This window comes from Pseudomonas sp. WS 5059, from assembly GCF_012985525.1.
Taxonomy (GTDB): Bacteria; Pseudomonadota; Gammaproteobacteria; order Pseudomonadales; family Pseudomonadaceae; genus Aquipseudomonas.
The window spans coordinates 1-19,956 of record NZ_JAAQWO010000015.1 but is presented as its reverse complement, the minus strand read 5'-3'; the positions used below and the strand labels follow the sequence as shown (position 1 = coordinate 19,956).

At 50.8% G+C, this 19,956-nt stretch carries 19 protein-coding genes; 11 read left to right on the top strand and 8 right to left on the bottom strand.

Annotation, left to right across the window (positions count from 1 at the left end):
* Window positions 1-185: 185 nt before the first annotated feature.
* From HBO12_RS27890 to HBO12_RS27880, 3 genes are read right to left on the bottom strand one after another with little or no spacing between them, the layout of a single operon-like run.
* A complete protein-coding gene (locus tag HBO12_RS27890) occupies window positions 186-398 on the bottom strand; it encodes a PRTRC system protein C (RefSeq protein WP_038445898.1) in 213 nt (70 codons plus the stop codon).
* Window positions 399-409: 11 nt separating this feature from the next.
* The gene (locus tag HBO12_RS27885) at window positions 410-868 is read right to left on the bottom strand and encodes a hypothetical protein (RefSeq protein WP_038445900.1); all 459 of its coding nucleotides are present in this window, start codon (window positions 866-868) and stop codon (window positions 410-412) included.
* A 14-nt stretch (window positions 869-882) separates the two neighbouring features.
* The gene (locus tag HBO12_RS27880) at window positions 883-2,643 is read right to left on the bottom strand and encodes a PRTRC system ParB family protein (protein WP_038448153.1); all 1,761 of its coding nucleotides are present in this window, start codon (window positions 2,641-2,643) and stop codon (window positions 883-885) included.
* A gap of 268 nt (window positions 2,644-2,911) precedes the next feature.
* Between HBO12_RS27880 and HBO12_RS27875 the strand changes: the two genes are divergently transcribed.
* The 4 genes from HBO12_RS27875 (at window position 2,912) to HBO12_RS27860 (ending at window position 5,651) form a co-directional block, all read left to right on the top strand.
* Window positions 2,912-3,100: a hypothetical protein gene (locus tag HBO12_RS27875; RefSeq protein ID WP_130898273.1), complete on the top strand. Its 189-nt coding sequence runs from the start codon at window positions 2,912-2,914 to the stop codon at window positions 3,098-3,100.
* Window positions 3,101-3,229: 129 nt separating this feature from the next.
* Window positions 3,230-4,000, top strand: coding sequence for a hypothetical protein (locus tag HBO12_RS27870; protein ID WP_038445905.1), 771 nt, complete (start codon window positions 3,230-3,232; stop codon window positions 3,998-4,000).
* A 22-nt stretch (window positions 4,001-4,022) separates the two neighbouring features.
* The gene (locus HBO12_RS27865) at window positions 4,023-5,267 is read left to right on the top strand and encodes a DUF1173 family protein (protein WP_169990627.1); all 1,245 of its coding nucleotides are present in this window, start codon (window positions 4,023-4,025) and stop codon (window positions 5,265-5,267) included.
* Window positions 5,268-5,483: 216 nt separating this feature from the next.
* Entirely contained in the window at window positions 5,484-5,651 is a 168-nt protein-coding gene (locus tag HBO12_RS27860) for a hypothetical protein (protein WP_154220689.1), read from the top strand.
* Between the two features lie 103 nt (window positions 5,652-5,754).
* On the opposite strand, the gene HBO12_RS27855 is transcribed toward HBO12_RS27860, so the two are convergent.
* The 3 genes from HBO12_RS27855 to HBO12_RS27845 form a co-directional block, all read right to left on the bottom strand.
* Entirely contained in the window at window positions 5,755-6,960 is a 1,206-nt protein-coding gene (locus HBO12_RS27855; protein WP_230682645.1) for a hypothetical protein, read from the bottom strand.
* Between the two features lie 817 nt (window positions 6,961-7,777).
* Window positions 7,778-8,044, bottom strand: a complete 267-nt coding sequence (locus HBO12_RS27850; RefSeq protein ID WP_047229587.1) for a hypothetical protein — start codon at window positions 8,042-8,044, stop codon at window positions 7,778-7,780.
* Between the two features lie 112 nt (window positions 8,045-8,156).
* Complete coding sequence (locus HBO12_RS27845; protein WP_076964880.1) at window positions 8,157-9,122, bottom strand: DNA replication terminus site-binding protein; 966 nt, start codon at window positions 9,120-9,122, stop codon at window positions 8,157-8,159.
* 236 nt (window positions 9,123-9,358) lie between these two features.
* On the opposite strand from HBO12_RS27845, the gene HBO12_RS27840 reads away from it, so the two are divergent.
* Window positions 9,359-10,000, top strand: a complete 642-nt coding sequence (locus HBO12_RS27840) for a DUF6988 family protein (RefSeq protein ID WP_076964878.1) — start codon at window positions 9,359-9,361, stop codon at window positions 9,998-10,000.
* Window positions 10,001-10,023: 23 nt separating this feature from the next.
* Here the strand turns inward: HBO12_RS27840 and HBO12_RS27835 are convergent, their stop codons facing one another.
* Together HBO12_RS27835 and HBO12_RS27830 are read right to left on the bottom strand one after the other, a co-directional pair.
* Window positions 10,024-10,992, bottom strand: a complete 969-nt coding sequence (locus HBO12_RS27835) for an HNH endonuclease signature motif containing protein (RefSeq protein WP_169899442.1) — start codon at window positions 10,990-10,992, stop codon at window positions 10,024-10,026.
* A 596-nt stretch (window positions 10,993-11,588) separates the two neighbouring features.
* Entirely contained in the window at window positions 11,589-12,455 is an 867-nt protein-coding gene (locus HBO12_RS27830; RefSeq protein WP_076965359.1) for a replication initiation protein, read from the bottom strand.
* Between the two features lie 1,017 nt (window positions 12,456-13,472).
* Between HBO12_RS27830 and HBO12_RS27825 the strand changes: the two genes are divergently transcribed.
* From HBO12_RS27825 to HBO12_RS27800, 6 genes are all read left to right on the top strand, one after another.
* On the top strand, window positions 13,473-13,952 hold the full coding sequence (locus HBO12_RS27825; protein WP_169899440.1) for a hypothetical protein: 480 nt from the start codon (window positions 13,473-13,475) through the stop codon (window positions 13,950-13,952).
* 209 nt (window positions 13,953-14,161) lie between these two features.
* Window positions 14,162-15,295 carry a ParA family protein gene (locus HBO12_RS27820; RefSeq protein ID WP_169990628.1) on the top strand — a complete coding sequence of 378 codons (1,134 nt, stop codon included), beginning with the start codon at window positions 14,162-14,164 and terminating at the stop codon, window positions 15,293-15,295.
* Between the two features lie 135 nt (window positions 15,296-15,430).
* On the top strand, window positions 15,431-16,459 hold the full coding sequence (locus tag HBO12_RS27815; RefSeq protein ID WP_076965343.1) for a ParB/RepB/Spo0J family partition protein: 1,029 nt from the start codon (window positions 15,431-15,433) through the stop codon (window positions 16,457-16,459).
* A gap of 393 nt (window positions 16,460-16,852) precedes the next feature.
* Window positions 16,853-17,158 carry a hypothetical protein gene (locus HBO12_RS27810; protein WP_076965345.1) on the top strand — a complete coding sequence of 102 codons (306 nt, stop codon included), beginning with the start codon at window positions 16,853-16,855 and terminating at the stop codon, window positions 17,156-17,158.
* Window positions 17,159-18,041: 883 nt separating this feature from the next.
* Window positions 18,042-19,022, top strand: a complete 981-nt coding sequence (locus HBO12_RS27805; protein ID WP_076965369.1) for a ParB/RepB/Spo0J family partition protein — start codon at window positions 18,042-18,044, stop codon at window positions 19,020-19,022.
* A gap of 63 nt (window positions 19,023-19,085) precedes the next feature.
* Window positions 19,086-19,709: a hypothetical protein gene (locus HBO12_RS27800; RefSeq protein ID WP_169899438.1), complete on the top strand. Its 624-nt coding sequence runs from the start codon at window positions 19,086-19,088 to the stop codon at window positions 19,707-19,709.
* The last annotated feature ends 247 nt before the right edge of the window (window positions 19,710-19,956 follow it).

Sequence of the window (19,956 nt, the reverse complement as noted above, 5' to 3'; positions counted from 1 at the left end):
ATACTCGGCAAGCTAAGGGGGCTCAGCGCGGCAGTTGGAAGTCGATAGTGCCCTGGTTGGCGGGGGATGACAGCAACTTCCATAGCCTTTGTCTCTGCTGGTGGTCTAAACAATCGGGTTCGATACCGGATGGGAGGTGGCGATCGATTTCGCCACGCTCCCACGCCTTAAGGACTTCGAGTGGGTCAACCTTTTGCGCCGAATCCGCCGTCTCGGAACTCGTAGACATAGCTGTCATTCTCCACAATGGGGTCGATAATTTTCGCTCCGTTAAGCTTTGGGAACTGACGGGCATAGTGTTTCAGCACGTCAGTCACTGCCATGTCGGGCTGCGGATCGGCGAGGTCGCGTCCGCCGTAGCGGAAAACGCGGGCGAGAGAAATTTCAATAAGTGCCATGAGTCCAACTCCTAGAAAGAGCCCGCGAGGTTCAGGGTAGGCTCGTCTGAGTTGCTCGATGCACCCGAACCACCTCCTACCTGTGCATCGGTTCCAGTTGGCTCAATGTCAAGGTCAGCCGGTTCTGCCTCCACTGGAGCTGGCACGGTAGCTTTCGACTGTACGGTCGCACCAATCGAGCGGATTTGCTCCAGCAGGCTCATACCCTCATTCAGGGCCTGGACTTGCTGGGTGAGGCGCTTCATCAGCGCCTCCTCGATTTCTAAAGCGCTTCCTACCAAGATCAGCGGGCGGCACATGGCGGCCCGAAGCTGCACTTCGGGTTCCGATGCCTTTTCAGGAGTGGGGCCGAGGTCAGCGGTAATCATCACCTTCAACGTGTCGGCGGACGCGTTTTCGATGGCGACATTGACGCGGTGTTGAGTGCCCGCCAATGCAGCGGCCATAACGGATAAAAACGTGGATTGCATGATGATGCTCCCTGTCAGGCTTGGGTCGATTCGGACTGCTGGGGAGCGGGTTTCTTCCCGCCCTGTACCGATAGTTCTAACGCAGGCGGCAAATAACCCAACCAGTTGAACTCTTTGAAGGCCAACACTGCGTCGATCAGAACGCTTGCCTTGCCGGTGGTCAGCCCCTCAAAAGCCTTTTCGCCCTTCACCTCGTTGTAGGCGGTGGCAAAGCCTGAGCGCTTGCAATCTTCGATGATGCCCGCCTTCACCTGAGCCTTGAGATAGGTCTCGTTCATGGCGAAACCTTTGGCCGGATCGACTTGGGCGTACTCCATGAACTTGAGCGACTGAGCACCCGAAACAGACTTCTCAAATGCGTCTGCGTTATCTGTGCGGAATAGCGAGGCGGCAGCCATGCTTCCCATGAAAGTGAGGAGTTTCTCCTCTCCAAGTTGCGCAAGCCGAATCTCGGCATCGGCGCGGGCCGTTGGCATCAGGGAGCTTGTGACGCCCATCGCCTTCTCCATCGGTGCGCGCACCTCACTCTTGAGGTCGCTGCGCATTTCGAAGTACATGCTGACGATGGCAACTGCCAGCGCTAGCGAGCGATCATTGAGGACAGCTTGCTTGCTCATACGAGCGTAGAGGTCGAAGGCGACACGGCGTATTGACTTCTTCACCTGGGTGGGCTTAGCGCTTGCGGCTTTCGGCTTGGCCGGTGTTCCCCCGGCAGCGGTCCCGGCAGATGTGGATGGTGCTGTGTTCGATAAGGAGGCTAGTGCGGCTTTGTACACGGCGGTTTTCTCCTTGTGGCAAGGCTTGTTGAAGCACATGCCACCGATCACATCGCCTTCGCGCCCCCTCGACACCGTGACCACTGCGCCGAAGCTTGCACAGGTAGCGCATGCCGCTGCCTGTTGTTCTCCTACACCATCATCACCCCGTGCTACGAGCTTGACGTATGAGTCCTTGGCGAGATTTAGCTCGCTGTGAACTACCGCGTGCTCCTCTTGCGCCTCAATCAACCGAACAGAAATTAGCTGCTCGGTCTTCCGGTTCCAGCAGACGGAGTTCTGGCAGCGAGACGCCCCAAGGCTTGCTTCGAACAAATCAGCATTCGCGCCCGAGTTGTGGATGCAACTCCGGCATTCCGTGGTATCAAAACGCGCAGTCGAAACATCCCGCGTCAGCTCTAACAGGCGTGCTCTGGTCTGCTCGACTGAATAGTTCTTCTCGATGATCTTCAACAGAATGCCCGCTTGATCGGAAGCGGGGAGACGGCATAGCAATTCGGCATGCCCAATCTTGATCTGCTCCTCCAGCAAGGCATCGGCAACTTCATCACAGGCATGGGCCAGCAGCAGACGGCTGTCGAGCTTGGTTCTAGACCAATCCAGCGCCTTCATCACCGCCAAGTGGTCGTTGGCCATGTCCTCCAGCAAGATTACGGCATGCTGGGCTTCTTCTATTGGTGTCAGGTCCGCCCGCACCTGGTTCTCCAGTGCGGCGATCAACCGCGCTTCCTGATCGCTCATAGCACGGATCAGGGCGGGAACCTCGATCAAGCCCGCATCGTGGGCCGCCGTCCAGCGCCGGTTGCCTGCGACCACCTCATGGTCGAAGTTCGGGTCATCGCTTACTGGCCTCACCAGAATCGGCTGGATAATGCCCTTGGCACTGATAGAACGCACCAGTTGCTCATAAGCGGACTTCTTCCGGCCTTTGCGCGGGTCAATTTGCGGGTTCCTGCGGATGCGGCCGAGGGGGAGGATTTGGGCTAGTTGCTGATTCACTTGGCTAAACTCCGTGTTTGCAATGAGTTCAGCTTCCCTCATTCACGGAAAATCCCAAGCGCTAAGGGTGTCGTTAAATTCGGGCGCAAATAGTGGCTGAAAGCAGGAACCAACTTCGGGGGGAGTAGATATATTTCTTGCTTCACAAGTAGGGGGAGCAGACGTCTGCTCAAATTGAATGAAAAAATCCGCTCTCGTTCTGGCACTCATCGCTATGCCAGTTTCATATGCACTCGCTGATTCCTCGGAATCATATGCAGTCATTGCAATGTCCGACCTCAAGATAAAAGTGGCTATTTTTCTCGGCTGGCTGCTGGTCGGTGCATGTTGTGGAGCGGTGCTGACGCGACGGATGAGCAAGAAACATCGAATGCTCCGCGACCTCACCTTCTCGTTTTCAGTTCTGACTGGCTCCTTGGTTGGGATGCTCTTTTCCCTTGGGATAATGCCGATCTGATGAGGAGTTTGTTGTGGGTGGATCGGGACGACGCAAGTAAATCTGTCGCTCCAGCGTCCTGAAAACGAATCTTTTGGTCCCTCCCTGGCGATAGCCTCCTGTGTGAATGAATTAGGAGGCTTCGACTTAATGAAAATCCGTAGTCTCTGCGCCCTCGGTAAAATGAGGCCGTACTTTATTGACCGGCACATGGTCACCCTCTCGCACCAGACACTTAGTGGCCCTGTCGGTAGTGACCCGCTCCTGCACAATGCTGAAGCAATCTACGACTTCATTCAGCGAAATATTTGGCTCCACCAAAACTGCCTAGTTGGCCTGTACAACAGCGACAACCAATTGGTGCAGCCAGGCGAAGTCTTCATGAATGGCAGTCGCTCATCACTTATGCGCTGTTTACTGCGTTGGGAGGCGCTACGCATTGTCCCGATTTGGATCGATGGCTTTGACAACCTTCCTGAATACGAGCGCTCTATTCGCGCCGTACAGCTTGATCGTCTGGATCAGGCACGGCAAAAGCTCCATTCGGTTGGGGGCTGGTATCAGAGTGACCAGAAGCACTACGAGCTCGCACGAGCCGTCAAACGCACCGGCTACTGGGCACTGGAGAACCTTCCCCCACTTGGGGACCTGGAGTGGCCAACGGGCAAAGTTTTCGGACTCACAAATCCGAATTTATCTGCTGACGCGGTTGAGACAGGTTATCTCGAGGGGATATTTTCCATGATAGAGGGAAAAGAAAGCTTTCACGGGACCGGCGGAAGCATTGCAGCAAACGAACTGTTTGGAGTTGCACTCATGACTCCAGATCGTGGACACGAATTTCTTGTGGACCTCCATATTCAGATTCTAGCGAATCGTGCTGACGCGACTTACGCTAGCCGGCCGCGCGCTATAGCCTGACCCTTATCAGGAGAAAAAAATCATGCTCAACCGTCGATATCCGATTCTCATCTCTGGGACACGTTATTCACCGGAATTCCAAACAGAACTGCAGTACGCAGTACCCTGGAAATCCGTCCTGGAGAAGGCCTACGGCAACCATGCAACTTGCCAGTGCCCAAGCAGCGGTGCCCGAAAACTCTCGATCAAGCGACGTGAGGGGAGCGACGGTTTTCATCTGGCGCGTTTCGGCGGAACAGGTCACGAACACTCGAACGATTGTCGCTTCTATGCGCCAGCACCGGAGCGCTCCGGTATGCAAGGGTATGCGGCTGGCGTGGTGGAGGAGGGTGACGATGGCAGTATTCGGGTACGCCTGGCCCGGGGCATACGTGTTCAGGATCCTAAATCCGAGGAAAGAGAAAGCACGACGCTGAATAGAGCACCAGGGAAGAGCAAACCAGCCATGACATTGCTCGGACTTCTTCATCTGCTTTGGTCCGAGTCACGACTATCTACTTGGTATCCAGCAATGGAGGGCAAACGCAACAGTGGCATTGTGAACTACGCGCTTCTTCAGGCTGCAGAACGTGTAGCAGCAAGCCGTATGAAGTTGAGTGGAGTGCTTTTGTTGGGTGCGCAAAAGGACAGTAAGGGGGCAGCTCGCAACCTGGCGGTCGCCAATTCGGCGATGACCCGGGATCTCCGGCTCCTCGCAATATCGCCGCTGGCTCGATATAACACTGAACGCCATTCTGGAGACATCAGCAGATTACCGCTGGCCGGGCCGTTCGGCATGCCCATGCTGAATTTGCCGCCGGCAGTCTGGGCAACTGCCGCCCGCCGATTCGAGAGAGAGCTTTCCGCATGGAAACGTGGAAGTCGCGTTATCGCTGTGGCTCAAGTCACGCCGCCTAAAGGAGAGTCATTTTCGCGAGTTGATGTCGTTGAGGTGGCGCTGATGCAGGTAACTGAACGCTGGATTCCCGTCGATTCAGATTACGAAGCCGTGATAGAGAGCAAACTCCACGCATCCGGCCGCAGCTTTGATAAACCATTGCGTTATGACGCTGATGAAAGTGAGGTTTTTCCTGACTTCTGGCTTTTGGATACGGGCAAAGATCTTCCCCTGGAAGTGTTCGGCATGAGCACTCCTGTCTACCTAGAACGGAAGGCCATTAAAACAGCTTGGTACAACCAGGAGTACGGTGATGCAGGGTGGTGGTCATGGAATGCCGCGGCTGATCCGAAAGGAAAAGATATACCTCCATTTCCCCCCAAAGCGTGATTGCAATGCAGCACGGACTGGATGTGGGCTTGGGTTTTGTAAGCCATGTGAAATGCTGAGAGCATAGTCAAATTGAGCGAGGAAACTGCCAAAATGGCCACCTCTAAGCTTCACTGAATCTGCGACAGCTGCGGTTCAACGTAATGATTTAAACGCCCGACTAAAATGAGGTGCTCGGTGGAAATAGTAGCAAGTACGCAAATCTGGATAGGGCTCATGGCTATAGCAATTGGGTTTTTTTGGGTTGGCGAACGGATCGTTGAGCAAATGAAGCGTCGCAACGATTTGATCGAGGCTGAGTTACGTTCGGCTGGAGTTTTTCCGAAGAATGCAGTTACTCCCGACAGGCCGGAGGGAATGGATAATCCCGAAGAAAAACGATGAACAATAGGTCATTCAAAAAACCTAGAACCTAGTCACCTAGCGCTCATTCAAACCCAAGCCATGCTTGGGTTTTTTCACTCCTAACATAGATTTTGACGTTAATTTATATCTCTTTTTTCAGAATCAATACACAATAAAAAAGCACCGCCTTGATGATGTGATTCACGTTATGAACTTCCCTAAAGAGTAATAGAGACTTCCTCATGAACTCCATAAATGACGTTTCGTGGTATTTCTCTCGACTCATCCCTTCTCTGCTAGGGTAGTAAGTAATGGTTTGCGTTGATTCTTTGTAGTCGTACTTGTAATGAGCTATGCCATTTCTTAGCTTGTTATCAATTGCTGATGTGTCTATTTTGTAAAAACAATCGTCGATAAAGCGTAGTTTGTTTCCTAGGTCTACGTTAGCGAACGCATTCAAAGAAACCAGATCTAGCCTTGCTTTACCCAGCGTAGTCACTTTAAGGGAGGGCTCGAATTGGTCGCTATCCCCACGTTTCATAAGGTTGTTCAAGCCCGCCAAGAAAGTAAGTTGACGGGCGAAAACCTCAGACAAATCTTTGTAATAATTGCTGCAAACATCGAAGTCAGCGGTAGAGATTCTGGCAGGATTACGGCCAATATTATCGTTGTCCGCGTAGTCGTAAAAAAAGGCTGATCTGAACGGCAAATCCATAGAAATTAGCTTGGGATAAAGGGATAGGCAATCATTATGCAGATTTCTGAGAAATTCATTGGCTAGAATTTCTTCGATAAATTCCAGCGTTTTGTCCGGGTGGCTTTCATGTAACCATCTGCATATCTGGGGTGCTCCCTCACTTATTTCGGCGTTGACTCCGTGAATCGTAAATGGCGATGACATAATAGATGTTGCTGAATAGAGAGCGGCTAGCACATCTTGCTGTTTATGCGATTTTAGATTGACTCCAGGTAACCTGGCGCAGGTTTTTTCAAAGCTATCTATGTCTCCGCGTTTGAATTGCGTAATTACACTTCTCAAATCATGCTGCATTGGATAGAGTCGGTTCAACATGTCCAAGCGGAGATTCAAGTGGCGGTAAGCATCTAAGCTTATTTCCCTTGTTACCCTCATGAAAGTTGTCATGCCCATTTCATATTTCCCAAAGTAGACGGGGAAGTCTAGATGGAGATCAATAAATGGGTTTTCGCCATTGAAAAGTTCATTAGGCTTTATGATCAACTCATTGGCGCCACGTAACTCACCATCTTCTTGACCAAATACGAAAGAAATACGCTCTTCGCAATTTGGGCAGGCGAACTGGAATGGCTGTATATCTCTATTAGACATGCCGATTCTGCAATCGATTTTCGTTCCGCATGTATTGCATTGCAAACACTTGCATATATTCATGTTTGTCCTTATTTGACTGGTGCGCTTTTGGTGATAGAGCGTGACTCATGCGGGCCGGAAAATTTTACCGACATGTTATGCCAAAATAGTCGTGTAGGCATGGCTCACATCTTCAGCACATTACTATCGAACCCACGATTACCGACTCGAAACCGACAACACCTGGCAGCGACTGTATGAATATTGAGCGCATTCAGCGGACTAACCCGGGAGGGGCTATGAGCAGGCCATCACCTCCATTGTCTTCACCCAGGTGCCTGCGACCGGCAATCATGCAATCATTACCAGCTACGCATATTTCGGCATATTTCCGTATTCGCTATTCCGTGGCATTTTCTGATTTTCCTATGCATCCAGCTTTGGGCGGGCTGGCTCGGTGAACACCATCACACCCAGCCAATTCATCAATACGTGACCTGGTGCGGAGAAGTCCCTACCGGGTAGCCATCGAAAGCGTCTAGCTGCTTTGATTTCGATCTGCTTCGAACGGACGGTGAGGACGGTGAAGAACACGTTTCCTTCCCTTGGTCAGTCGCTTAGCCACTGCTGAGCGTTCCAGTCCGCGTCTATCAGAAGTTGGCAAACCTGTTCACGTGTCGCAGGCTAGTCAGCACCAATCGTGTACTCACAGTTCTCGCATCGCACCCACGAGTCGGCAACAATCCATACAACTGCAGGAACATCGGCGATCAACTGCACCATCGCAGCAAGAAACAAAGGGTGTTGATCATGTGCTGATTGAGTTTTCACCGAACTATTCCTCGATCGGCTCGCTGAGCTGCCGTGCGACTTGATCATTGAGGAATAGGGCCAGCCCCAATGCCGCTTCGGCCGCAAATTTCTGCTGCTGCTCGATGTAGAATTTCCGCTCATCCCCATTCAGATCTGCTGGTGGCCATTGTTCGGCGTGGGTCGCCTGGCGGTAGGCATTCAGATCGCCCAGCGTCAGATGATCAAGGGTCAGGGTCAGCGGCTCAGTTAACAGCGTCGGAGCAGGCTTTCGGGTGGTTTCGATACTCATAGGTATACATTCCTGCAACATATTCCATTTAGATATTAGAATCGTTCTGGTAATTGTCGTTTAACATAACAACCATTCAACGAACTGTAACATATTGATATTTCTGGATTTTTCAGTCGGCCGGTTTCGTTCTTATCGACTCTCGGTAAGTCGAGGTCACGGCGTCTACTGCATCAGATTTCGGGTCTCCACATTCATCCTCGGGCGCAGCAACAAAAAATCGACCTCCTGGGAGTGCCGGCGTCCGCTGTTTCATGTCGAAGCGTCTTGCCGATCGTAGATCTCGGTCAAAATTCTTGAGAGAAACAACCCTCGCAACGCTTTGCCCATCCAAAACGAAAAACGGAAGGTTAGCGTGCAGCATTGCGTCATAGCGGCTGCTCTCTGAAAACCACAGCATTGCCCGCGGATGCGGCGCGATTTGCTTTGGCACATCCAATAAGTCAGTTTCAGCCATGTTCGCGATGCTGCGCAGATCGACCCACTGCGGACTACTTTCTACAGGCTCACCGGTGGCCATAGATCGCTCATGAGCTTCCTCGAGCAGCAGCTCGCGCGCGTGCGCGACAGTCACACGCTCTTTTCCTGAGGTGTGGCCGGCCCAGGTGAAAGTGATCTGTCTTGGCGCAGCGTCAAAGACCTGGATTGCCCGTTTGAGCTGATTGAGAGAGAAATTTTTACCCAAGGCTTGGCGCATGATGTGAGAGCGGCGGCTGACAGCAACGTTGCGAAGCTCCCGTTCAGCTTCGATCGCTTCCATCAAGGCGGTCTTGCAGCGGTTCACTGCCCTTCCCTCCTCCAGTACCGACCCTGACAGCACGAAGTAACCAGGTAAGCGCATAACGGTTCCTGGAGCCTGGCCAAGATCACGTTCGAACTCTCCAAATGCCGTTATAGCCGCCGTAATGGCTTCCATTCCTGTGATGCTTTGAACTGCGATATTAGAAGGAGTTTTTTGCTCTGATAGAAGCGGGATTCGCCAAGCCCTCCCCGCTACTACAAGGGATGGCCACTTTGCGTTTAAGGCAGTCACCGCGGCAGTGAGACGTTCGAACGCCAAGACAATAGATTGAGTCATACCGATCCCCACATAATACCACCCCTTCACTCAGGGCCTTATCGAGGCAACCCTAAGACCTAACTCAACCATGTTAACCAGAGTCGAGGGGATTGAGTCCATTTACACGAAACTAAGTGAAGGGGTGGTATTGCATGCACCATGGAGGGGACCTACAAAGTTCGGAAAAAGTACGCCTTGAGGCTGTTCCAGCAGCCCCTATACTGGTTTTGTCTACCGTATAAGTGAAGTGCAATATGCCGCTTGAGGAAATGCTCACCCGCTCGGCTGTTCTACAGGCTGAGATCCTGCGACTGCTCGAAGACGAACCCACATACCCCGGCGAGCGGTTTGAGGCTGCAATGATTGCCTGTGGAATCGCCCTAGAACACGCTCAGGCACTACGCATCCTGTTCGAGCATGGCAGTCCAACCACCGCTATGTCGACGCTACGCCTCCAGTTTGAAGCTCACACCAAGGCAATGTGGATGTTGTACGCTGCGAGTGACCTGGCCATCCAAAAGCTCATGGCACCGCTGACAGAGGAAAGCGCGCGGGTAGCCAATAAACTCCCCCAAATTGGGGAGATGATGGAGGCTATCGTGAAGAAGGCTCCGGTCGGGGCTTCATCTATGCTGATCCAGTTCAAAGACGTTTCCTGGTCGGCGATGAACTCCTATGTGCACAGCGGCATTCACCCGCTGCGTCGGCACCTGGAGGGCTATCCTACCCAACTCGTACTGCAAGTTCTGCGGAACTCCAACGGATTGATGACAATGACGGGGATGCTCGCGGCGATCCTCACTGGCAATGATTGCTGCATCAAGCCGATGCGAGTTATCCAGACACAGTTTGAGGACTGCCTCCCGCCGCTTAATCCATTGGCCCCACAGGTGTAGAGGCCCTCACACTGTGGAGTGGTTCAGCCGAACCTCTTGGCGTATGTAAGTAGCTGCATGTTGAGGTCATCCGCATATGGTGCATAGTGCGCTTCGCGGTGACAGCACGGGCACAAGGCCACACAGTTGTAAACACGATCTGACTTCTCGGCCCCTAAGATGTGATGAACATCCAGGAAGCCAGGGAAGTCCCGGCTCTTACCACAACTCTCACGCTCGCACGCAAACCCGGCCCTTTCAAGTACAGCTCGACGTACATGCGGATCGCGACGAACCTCCGAACGAAGCACGGGCACACGCTCGCCTTCATCCCGGCCCAGAGTCGAGTAGTCCGGCGTCGGGCAGTCATCATAGGTGTCATCGACCAGTACCGGCCTCACTGCATGGGGAGTAAGCTGGGCTAAATCGATCACACCGGGCCACTGCCACAGCGCATCGGCGACCTCGTGTCCGTCAGGTGTCCGGTCATCCTGCAACCATAGGGTCGGGCTAGTGCCATTTTGTGCGTGATTCTTCCGAGCTCGCCCCTTCAAGCCACGGCGTTGTAAGTCATCGCTGACTTCTCGCTGGCGGTTCCAGATATCGTGGAGACTTTCGATAGGAATGAGCGCGGCAAAGATAATTGCGCCTCCGTCACGCTGTAAAAGCAGATTGTGAGTGAGCCCACGCTTTGTGTCTCGGGTGGTGATGTGCTCCAGTGTCGCATCCCATCCGCCCGACCGCAGATGCGCCGCCAGTTGAGCCGCTGAGTAGTTCTTCTCGTTGGGATTTCGTCCATCGCGCCTCCAGCACAGTCGGACGCGCATACTCAGTACCTGGCCATCAGGAGTGCGGGTGACGATGAACTGTTGCGTGGCTACGCCCGTTTGAATTCGCTTGTCGTCAATGACAACGTAGCCTCTATCTTTCAGAAATGGCGCTAGTGCATCCCTGGATAGTTTTTCCGCAGCATGACTTTCAGGCCCCCGGAACAGGCGATTTCCTTTCGACATTTTCACACCCCCGCTGTTGATCTATGACGAAGCCGTTCAACCATTCCCAACCAGGAGCACAGAATGCACCCGCACTCCTTTAAAACTGCTCATACCAATGTGAAAGGTGAAGTTTGGGATTCTATGCAGTGCTGACAGGATTCAGACACATCAAGGGAGCAGCTACAGAATGACAGCCAGCAGACTTTGTCCGCAGAACCAAACAGATTTGTTCTGTTGCGACCTAATCCAGTTGATTCGTAACGGTAGGATCATCCGTCTGATCCGATTTATTGTGGAGCCCTTCGACGACGGTAACTCCTGGGGAATTCAGACCGTCGCAATTGCACGGCCGGATTCTGACGATGGTGACCGGTTCCCGATCGTAATCGTCAACCTTCACGAAGATGACGAGGCTGCAATGTCGTTTGCGCTGCTAATTTTCGAAGAACTCAAATTAGCTGGACGAGCGTCCAGCGCAGACGTCAGCCATTGGCGTCGAAGTCTCTTCACTGTTGTCCCTTGTAACTGAGCACTACCCTCCTCCAGCTACCTGAGTAGAGAACGCGCTTACTGCCGGCTCAAGCAGCAAGTGGTCGTCAAATGACCACGGCTTGTTAGCTAGGCAGTTCAGCGCCATCGGGAGACACCTCGAACAGAAGCCCTGCTTCCTGGGCTTCAGCTATTTCTCCGAGCGACCTACTGAGCAGCCATTCACTTTCCTCTTCGTGGTCAAAATCGGGAAGCGGTGGAAGATCTTCAGGTTCTAGTTCTAGATTAAGCGCAAGCTGTGCCAGGTCGGAGAAGGTGAATTTGATGGCTATTACTTTTCGGCCTTCTCTTTTCAACTCATAGCTAACATCCAGATTACTTTTCGCCTTGAGCTCAGCAACGGCCGGGTCGATTACCCGTTGGCGAAGGTTATTGAATCGTTGGTAGGCCTCCGATAAACCGAGCGCAACCCGTAAAGACTCGACCTCTATGTATGCCCAACCGGTTTTGCGGAACTGCATGAGCATTTCGAATAGGCGGAATGAGTGGATCGAGTCTAAGCATGCAACACGCCGCAGGTCATAACTGGTCACTTTGCTGTAAAGCATCGATAGGTATGGCATGACGTGGATCGTAAATGACAGCTCTACCCTGCCCTCTCCATCCAGGTACTTAGCGCGGTCAACCCATCGCTTCCGCTCCATGCCAGATCCATCGAAGGTTTTTATATCTCGCTCGTACAACTCATCCGCAGCCACTTTCATCTGCTCGTACGCGTGTCGGAGCTGTACTCCATAGATATCCGAATAGTCTGCAGCAGACACCGACACCTTTTTAGGCATGGGCCTTCTGGGATCAAGCTTGCTAATGGCCGCCAAGATCAAACGCTGTTCGTTGAGTGTTAGCCGATACGAGGCCGTAATCAACGTGTTGGATTTAGTAACCCTGAGTTGCTTTGGTTCTGACTTGTTCGGCTTGGATAAATTGGACATGACTGGCCCTACGCTAGGTTGCCAAACCCTACATCGAGAATGCGTTGTAGTCGATACCCGCGGCGCGATCTCCAACGCAAAGCTAACAAATACGGGCGTTTCAGCGATGTCGAATCTAGACTTTTACACAATACGTAGAATCCGTAGTCGATAGAGAGTAGCCGTAATCTGTAGTCAATCGAGTGATTCAGAGAACAAACATTAGCCGCAATTTGTAGTCGATGATCGAATATTGACCATTGTGATAGCCGTAATTTGTAGTCAATAGCCGATACAGATGCCCGACCCGGTGGCTTTCAAGCCGTCATTGGGCAGCCGTAATTTGTAGTCGACACATACTGGCCGCTCACAGACGTAGCCGTAATTTGTAGTCGATTGGGTCCTACTGCTGTCGTATTGGCTTTGTTTCGACCGACCGATGCGTGGAAAGCGAAATTTGCTCCTACTGATTCAGTACAGGTCCTATTATAAATAAATCCTATATAAATCAGTGAATTAGCGAGTTTTTTGAGTAAATCTCGACTGGCTGTTCAATTTCAGTGCGAGAATTGTCCTGAAATCAAAACCTAAAAACTGGGTGCCGTGGTAAGACCCACCCATTCAGCCGCAATTTGTAGTCGATAGACCAAGACAGAATTAGGAGTTTTGGGCTGTGGATAACGGCCGCAATCCGTAGTCGTTGCAGCCGGAATCTGTAGTCGTATTAGCCGTAATCCTTAGTCGCAAAGCCTGAATCTGTAGTCGCTTTACCGCAATTAGTAGTCGATGATGCTCTGGAAGCCCCGTAATACAAGGCCTGCAGCGTTCTAAAAACAAGAGAACAACAAGATAAAAACAATTAAAAGGCTTTTAAAAGTGAAAAGCTGATTTGCTGAACGTGAGAAATGACGCTCGAGACTGCGTTAATCAAAAAATCGAGACTCCCGCTTTTCAGACGCTAATGCGGTTCGAAAGCAGCACATTCTTCAGGTACGGGAAGCGAAAATGTCCCAATCGAACATGACCTGGAGGATCCCAATGAATACTGCTGCTTTCGCTGGTGTAGCTGCCTATCTGATAAGCATGGCTGCTATTGCACCGGAGCCGGCAAGTCTATCCGTAGGCGTTACAACGATCATCGACGTTCAGCAGCACTACACCATTATTGACAAGATTGGTACGTCATACACGGGTGGCCCCGTACTCAATCTTTCGGAGTGGGAGATCAATATGGAGGGTATTACTGACATCCAGTTAGCCTTTAACGCAAAGGGAGTGCTAGACGTAGCTACGGTAAAAGCAGACAAGCTACATCTGGAAGAGGTTGTGGAAGGCTTGCGAAGCAAGCTTGAGATGACTGGCGATCAATCGAGCCTAGGATCTGAGGACATTTTTTTCAGGTACGGGACGACTGAGGTGATTGTTGAATCGCATCCTCTTGATTCTCAGTTCACAGTCAACTACATCAGCGCAGACTTCAAACGCGCCCGTACCCTGGCTCAACAACAGTACGCTTAGCCAGAACAGTAGTCTCCCCTCCCCTTTTCACCTGAACAGTAATTCGGGCTAAGCAATCAAAAACCGAAATAAAGCCGAACTTGATGCTCAAAAAAACGTGCATAGGTTCGGTTTCAGTAGCCTAAAAAAGCCCTGTACCGTGTTTTCTCCTTGAAAAAGCAGCTTTAAGGATTATGATTGACCTGTATTCAACACATGCAGGGAATTTCATGCAGCAGTCAAGCGAGCAGTTTGAAGAGGAATCGGTCTATTACACCGATTTTTCCACCCTCCTCTACCCACCTAAATTCGCGGCCGATTGCTTCGGATTAACGACTCGTCGCCTGCAAGATATTGAAGATGAAAACGGTCTTGAAATCCGTAGGATTCAACGCGGAACAGTCCCTACTCGCGCTTACACGTTGAGTGACATCTTTGACATTGCAGCGATACGCAGAGCAAAAGGTCAAGCCAAAGGTTTATCACGACAAGTGGTGATTTCGACCTTTGTTCCTAAGGGTGGTACAGGCAAAACCACAGTGACGGTTAACCTGGCCATCTCCCTTCAGATGCAAGGGCTCCGAGTTCTAATCATCGACAACGATCCCCAGGGCGATTCCTCAAGTGAGTTGGGATATGACCCAGATTTGTCAAGAACTGACCTTGAAACTATGGGTATACCGCCAGACCGATATGTTGATGGCAACCTCGGTAACCTGCTGAGCCCCGAACTCAGAGGTAGGCAATTTGAACCGTTGAATTTTGCGCAGGTTGTGAAGAAACCATTCGGTGAAAACGGTCCTCATCTTATCCCTGCTGATGCATATCTTGAGGATCTAGTTGTCGCGTTGGACGCCGAGAATAATATGGATTTCTGGTACGCCGATTGGTTGGAGCGCGCGCGAAACGGTGAGATCGAGGGCATTGATACGTCGAACTATGACGTCATCCTTTTTGACAATGCCCCTACTGCTTCTCGCCTGACTAAAAACTCTATTGTCGCAAGTGACTTCGTTATTTGCCCTGTCCGGATGGATAAGTTCTCTTTCCGCGCATTGATGCGATTGAATGAATGGATGGTTCGTTTCGCGAAGGCTTACCGCCGTTCTCCGGTTGTTTTGGCGATTCCGACGATGTTCATTCGTAACCGCAAACGTATTCTGAACAACCTAGTTGTTCTGAACGATCTGTTTCCAGGACGGGTTGCTGAGGAAAAGCTCTACTATTCAGAAGACTACGGCAAGGCGTTAGATCAAGGTGTCCCGCTGATTGTCTGGAAGGGTGCAACCAACAAATCCATTGATTCTATGCGATCTGTATTCAGCGAGATCCTTCAAAAGGTTCGAGAATTTGCATCCCAGTAAATGGTGCTCCGAGCACCACTGTACATTTCAGGAGACTGGTGCTCCGAGCACCACTTGAGATAACTGGGGTACTGGTGCTCCGAGCACCACCCGAAAGGAAATTGGACAAGACCAAGGTTGATTGAAGGAGAAGAAATGGCTAAGTCAGAGGATTTCCCTGGTAATCCAAAAAAAGCTCCAAGCTGGATGTCAGGAGTAAAACGAGCGCCAGCAGAATTGCCAGAACCCAACTTGAACGTTTCGGTAAGAGAAATGCTTGCTCAGAAACAGTCAGAATCCGGAGGCAATCCGCCGGTTGGACACGAAACTGCAGTAGTGTCTGCAAATGCTCAGGCAATCACAGAAACCAGTAACCTGGTTATAGGAAGTGGGGTGATCGCTGAAATTCGCACAGAGCTAATACGTGTATCTCCATTTCAGCCTCGACTCACGTTCAGTGAAACTGCAATTGAGGAACTCGCCAACTCCATTGCATCAGTTGGCTTGGTCAAGCCTATTACTGTCAGGCCATTAGGAGATGGATCTTTTGAGCTAATTGGAGGTGAGCGTAGATGGAGGGCTCACAAACTACTAGGCCGGGATACTATTACCTCACATGTGCGCGAGTTGGATGACTCTATGGCACAAATCCTGGCACTGACGGACAACGAAGGCCAGGAAACACTCACTGAATACGAGCGAGGAAAATCTTATTCTTCGATATTGGAATCAAAAGGTGAGCGTTCGATTCGAAGTTTGGGAAGGAGAGTAGGGGTAAATCACTCGGTGATTAGTAGATGCCTGCTGCTTATGGAGCTTCCGAAAGCGGTACGTCTGATTCTGGACGAGATACCGTCGCTGATCGGCGGAAAATGGGCTAAAGATTTTGTTCAGTTCAGCAGTACAGCTCCAGAATTACTTCTTAAAGCTGTAACTGCAATGAGAGATCAAAAGTGGAGTCAGGAGCACGCACTGAGGTGGCTGGCTAAGGAAATTGCAGCCCTGAACCAGAAAAATCCGACTAACAAGTTCACCGATACCGAGATCAGCGGGATAGGTCGAGTTCGTGTTGAAGGGAAAAAAGTTGAGGTTCGCTGCGAAAAATCCGTTGATGCTAAACGCTTAGCCGAACAGTTTGAGACCTTTCTAAAGGGAATTGACCGTTCTCTGATCTCTAGTGAATGATTCTCAAAACCATTGTAACTGCATATTTCAGACGATAATTCAGTCTGAAAACATGAACACGAAGGCAAAGTGCCATGACAGAATATGGTTTTTAGACTTCGAGATAGGGATATATGGCAACCGCAGTCGCGCAACCAAAACACAGAGTGGTGCAACCGCAAACTCGATTCACCACCTTCGAACAGCTACCCAAGATCGAGCCTGAGCATTTGCTCGGCCTGAGCCGTATCGAGTTGTTTTCAGTGATAGCAGAACACTGGCTGAAGTGCTCTGCTCCTGCTCGGATACACATGCTGAGCAGTGAAGATCGGTTCATACGCAACGAGGCGAGGGCCCAAAACAAAGCACTAAGCGTCACGCAAATTTGCGTAGACCAAACGCCAGGGATTATTTATGACCAATTCAACCAAACACCACGTCTCTCTGGCGTATGAGCATGAAGGGGAGGCACGGCAAGCTTACGCCGAACTGCACCAGGCGAAGATTTGTGTGACCTTCGCCGGTCTTCCGAGCATAAGATTCCAGGTCTCGCTGAACGACCCCCTGCAGGTGATCTTGGAACTGCCCACAGACCATGGGGGCAAGAAACCCACGGTGTCTTGTGATATCTCATCTATCCCAGAGCTCAAAGTGGCGATGGCAGAGGCATACAGGCAAGGTTGGCTTAGCCCTAAGGTGGCTATGAATGCCTGCCAGTAAACGACCTCGACTTCAGATTTGAGTAACCAGATCTGTATGTCGATATGCTGCCCTGGATGGAATACGCGTGTAGCATTAGCCGGAAGCCTGGCGCATAGGCCTAAGGTTTAACCAAGTTGCTTTATGGATAACCTTTAGCTGCGGGGGTAGAGATTCCGGTAATCACCTATGCTTTAGATAGCCAGGCCGCTATGGAACCATTGGATGGATCAAGGCGCCGGTGGTCTGAGCAATTGAAAAAAAGCATCAAATTAATGAAACTTGTCAAGTCTTAAACGGTCTGTGCAGTCCTAATGTTTGCTGTAGGCATGGCCCTAGCTTATGCTGTGCTATGAGACAACTTTTATAGGTGTTGCCGTTCTGCAAGTCATTTACGAGCTGGAAATGACGTACTTTTGACGCTGTTTTTAGTGGTGAATCAGGACTGTATATTTATACACCGATTAGCATTCAGCCTTTGCCTTGACAGAAAATACTGAGATTCAGCCATGATCACAAAGATTCCGCCTCATGTAGTCAGAAGCTTTCCCTATTGGGAGACTCCACCGGAGCCGGGCCAGGATTTACACGAACTGAAGTGGGGTGTCATGGAAGTCCTTTCAGATAAAACGCTTAGATTCGTTGATACACAGCCAGATCAAGAGGCTCTTGAGGAACTGATAAGCCAACTGCAAGAGAAGATTTAATAGTGATTTAATGTTCTCCAGAAATATTGGCAATCACAATCCCTGCTTAAAACGGCAGGGTTTTTTTTGCCTTGGATTTTATACTGACGGATAACAACGCCACTCAAAATCAGACGTGAAAACGACTTGAAAAAGCGTCATTCCAATTTTTACCCGGTTTATCGTTTCTTGATAGAACATGGAACGAGAAGCTGCATATGCAAAACGTAGATTTGGAGTTTCACGATTACGCTCAACTGTTTCCGCTAATTGTTGGTGATGAGTACCAGGCCTTGCTTGATGACATCGATGCTAACGGGCAGCGCGAGCCGATCGTTCTTTACGAAGGGAAGATCCTTGATGGCCGTAATCGCTATCGAGTTTGCAAGGATCTGCTGATCGAACCCATGAGAGAGGAGTTCACGGGAGATGATGCCCTGGGTTACGTCCTCTCCCTCAACCTGTATCGCCGGCAGCTCACTATTGCACAGCGTGCACTGATTGCTGCCGAGCTTTCCTCCCTACGCGGGAGTAGTGCCATAACGGTTGATCTTGAGAAAGCTGCGGGGCAAGAGTTGGAAGCGGCTAAAATGGCTATTGAGCAGGCAGCTAAAGTGTTAGGTATCAGTCCTCGCTCGGTATCCTCAGCTTGTAAAGTTGTCCGGAACGGCACCCAAGAGTTACTGGATGCAGTGAAGGCCGGCGAAGTCAGCGTCTCTGCGGCTGAGCAGGTGGCCAAGCTGCAGAAAGAAACACAGCAAGAGTTATGTAGCCGCGGGCCCAGGGCGATTCGTAAAGCAGCTAAAGATATGAGGGAAGAGGGCAGGGCAACAACTGGTTCCCCCAAGAAGGTAGTCCCGCCAACAGATAAATCGGGTTCCTTGCCTCCTCCAGTACCACTTGAAGTCGAGGACGATGCAGAGCCTCCTGACACTCCTCGTAACCTGGTAGCAGCTAGAGAACAAGAGTCGGAGGCTTTTTATACATTGGAAAGAAAACCTGCAGCTCAATTGCTTTTCGAAATGGCTGATGCCGGCATGCATTTTGGGCGAGAGGCAGAGGGTGTTGCTGACGACATCATGAATGAGGTTGAAGAAGGGCTAGATCTTCAATTCTTGGCCTTTGTAGTAGATATAGCGAAAAGACTTGAACCCCGGGTTAAGGTCAAAATGCAATCCAAATACGCTGAGGAACCATGAAGGTTGGGATTTTCTGGCCAGGTGTTTTGATAGATCAAAGCCCGCACTGAAAGGAATACCCAGATGCAAACGTCCCAGGACGATACCGTTATGGATTTTGGCCCTAACCTCTTTGGGGTGGATAGCAACACCGCGTCAGGATTTGTCGTCGATGATGCAAACACTACAAACGAGGTGCCAGGTAGCGACGTGCGCTCTCTTCAGAAGCAGGTGCAGAGCTTTGAGCATATCCCGGGACAGACTCCCGATCACCAGGCAGATGCTGACAATGTTCCATCCAAAAATCATGATGTCCCTGGAGGGAAAGCTGACCAGGCAGCTGCACAAACAAGCCCAGGGAAATTAGAGGTAGGTCCTAAAGCCTTGGCCAGTGCGAAAGCAGTCGTAAAGTTTCTCGGCAGCATCACCGGTTTCGACGAGCAAAGCGACAGGCAACGTAGCGTTGTCCGTGACTTGATGTCAAAGCACACCCAGGCAATGGAATTTAAACTTCAGGGACAAAAAGCACCGGAGGGTGAGGATTTCGACTCCATAGCAAAGCAACTTCGTCGAGAAAATAATCGCTTGGACACCCTGCTTGAAGGTAAGGAAATACTCTTCGGTAAGGCGCGAAAAGCCGCCGAAACCGCGATCGAGAATATGCAGAGCGTTATTATCGAAATTAATCGCTTGGAGGAAGAGGGTTAACCCTCTTGAACACAATGAAAAATCAATTGAGCGCCAACATTCAATTCTATGCTTTCTGGCCTTGCACTGGCTTCCTAGCTGGCTATGCATTCCTTACATCGGTAGGCATGATCTAGAACATGAATCGCCCCTAGTTTCGTAGACACCTCCAAGCCTTAAAATGAGGCCCATTAGGAGGTGCCATGAGCAACCAGCGATATCCCGAAGAATTCAAAATCCAGGCGGTCAAACAAGTGACCGAAAAGAA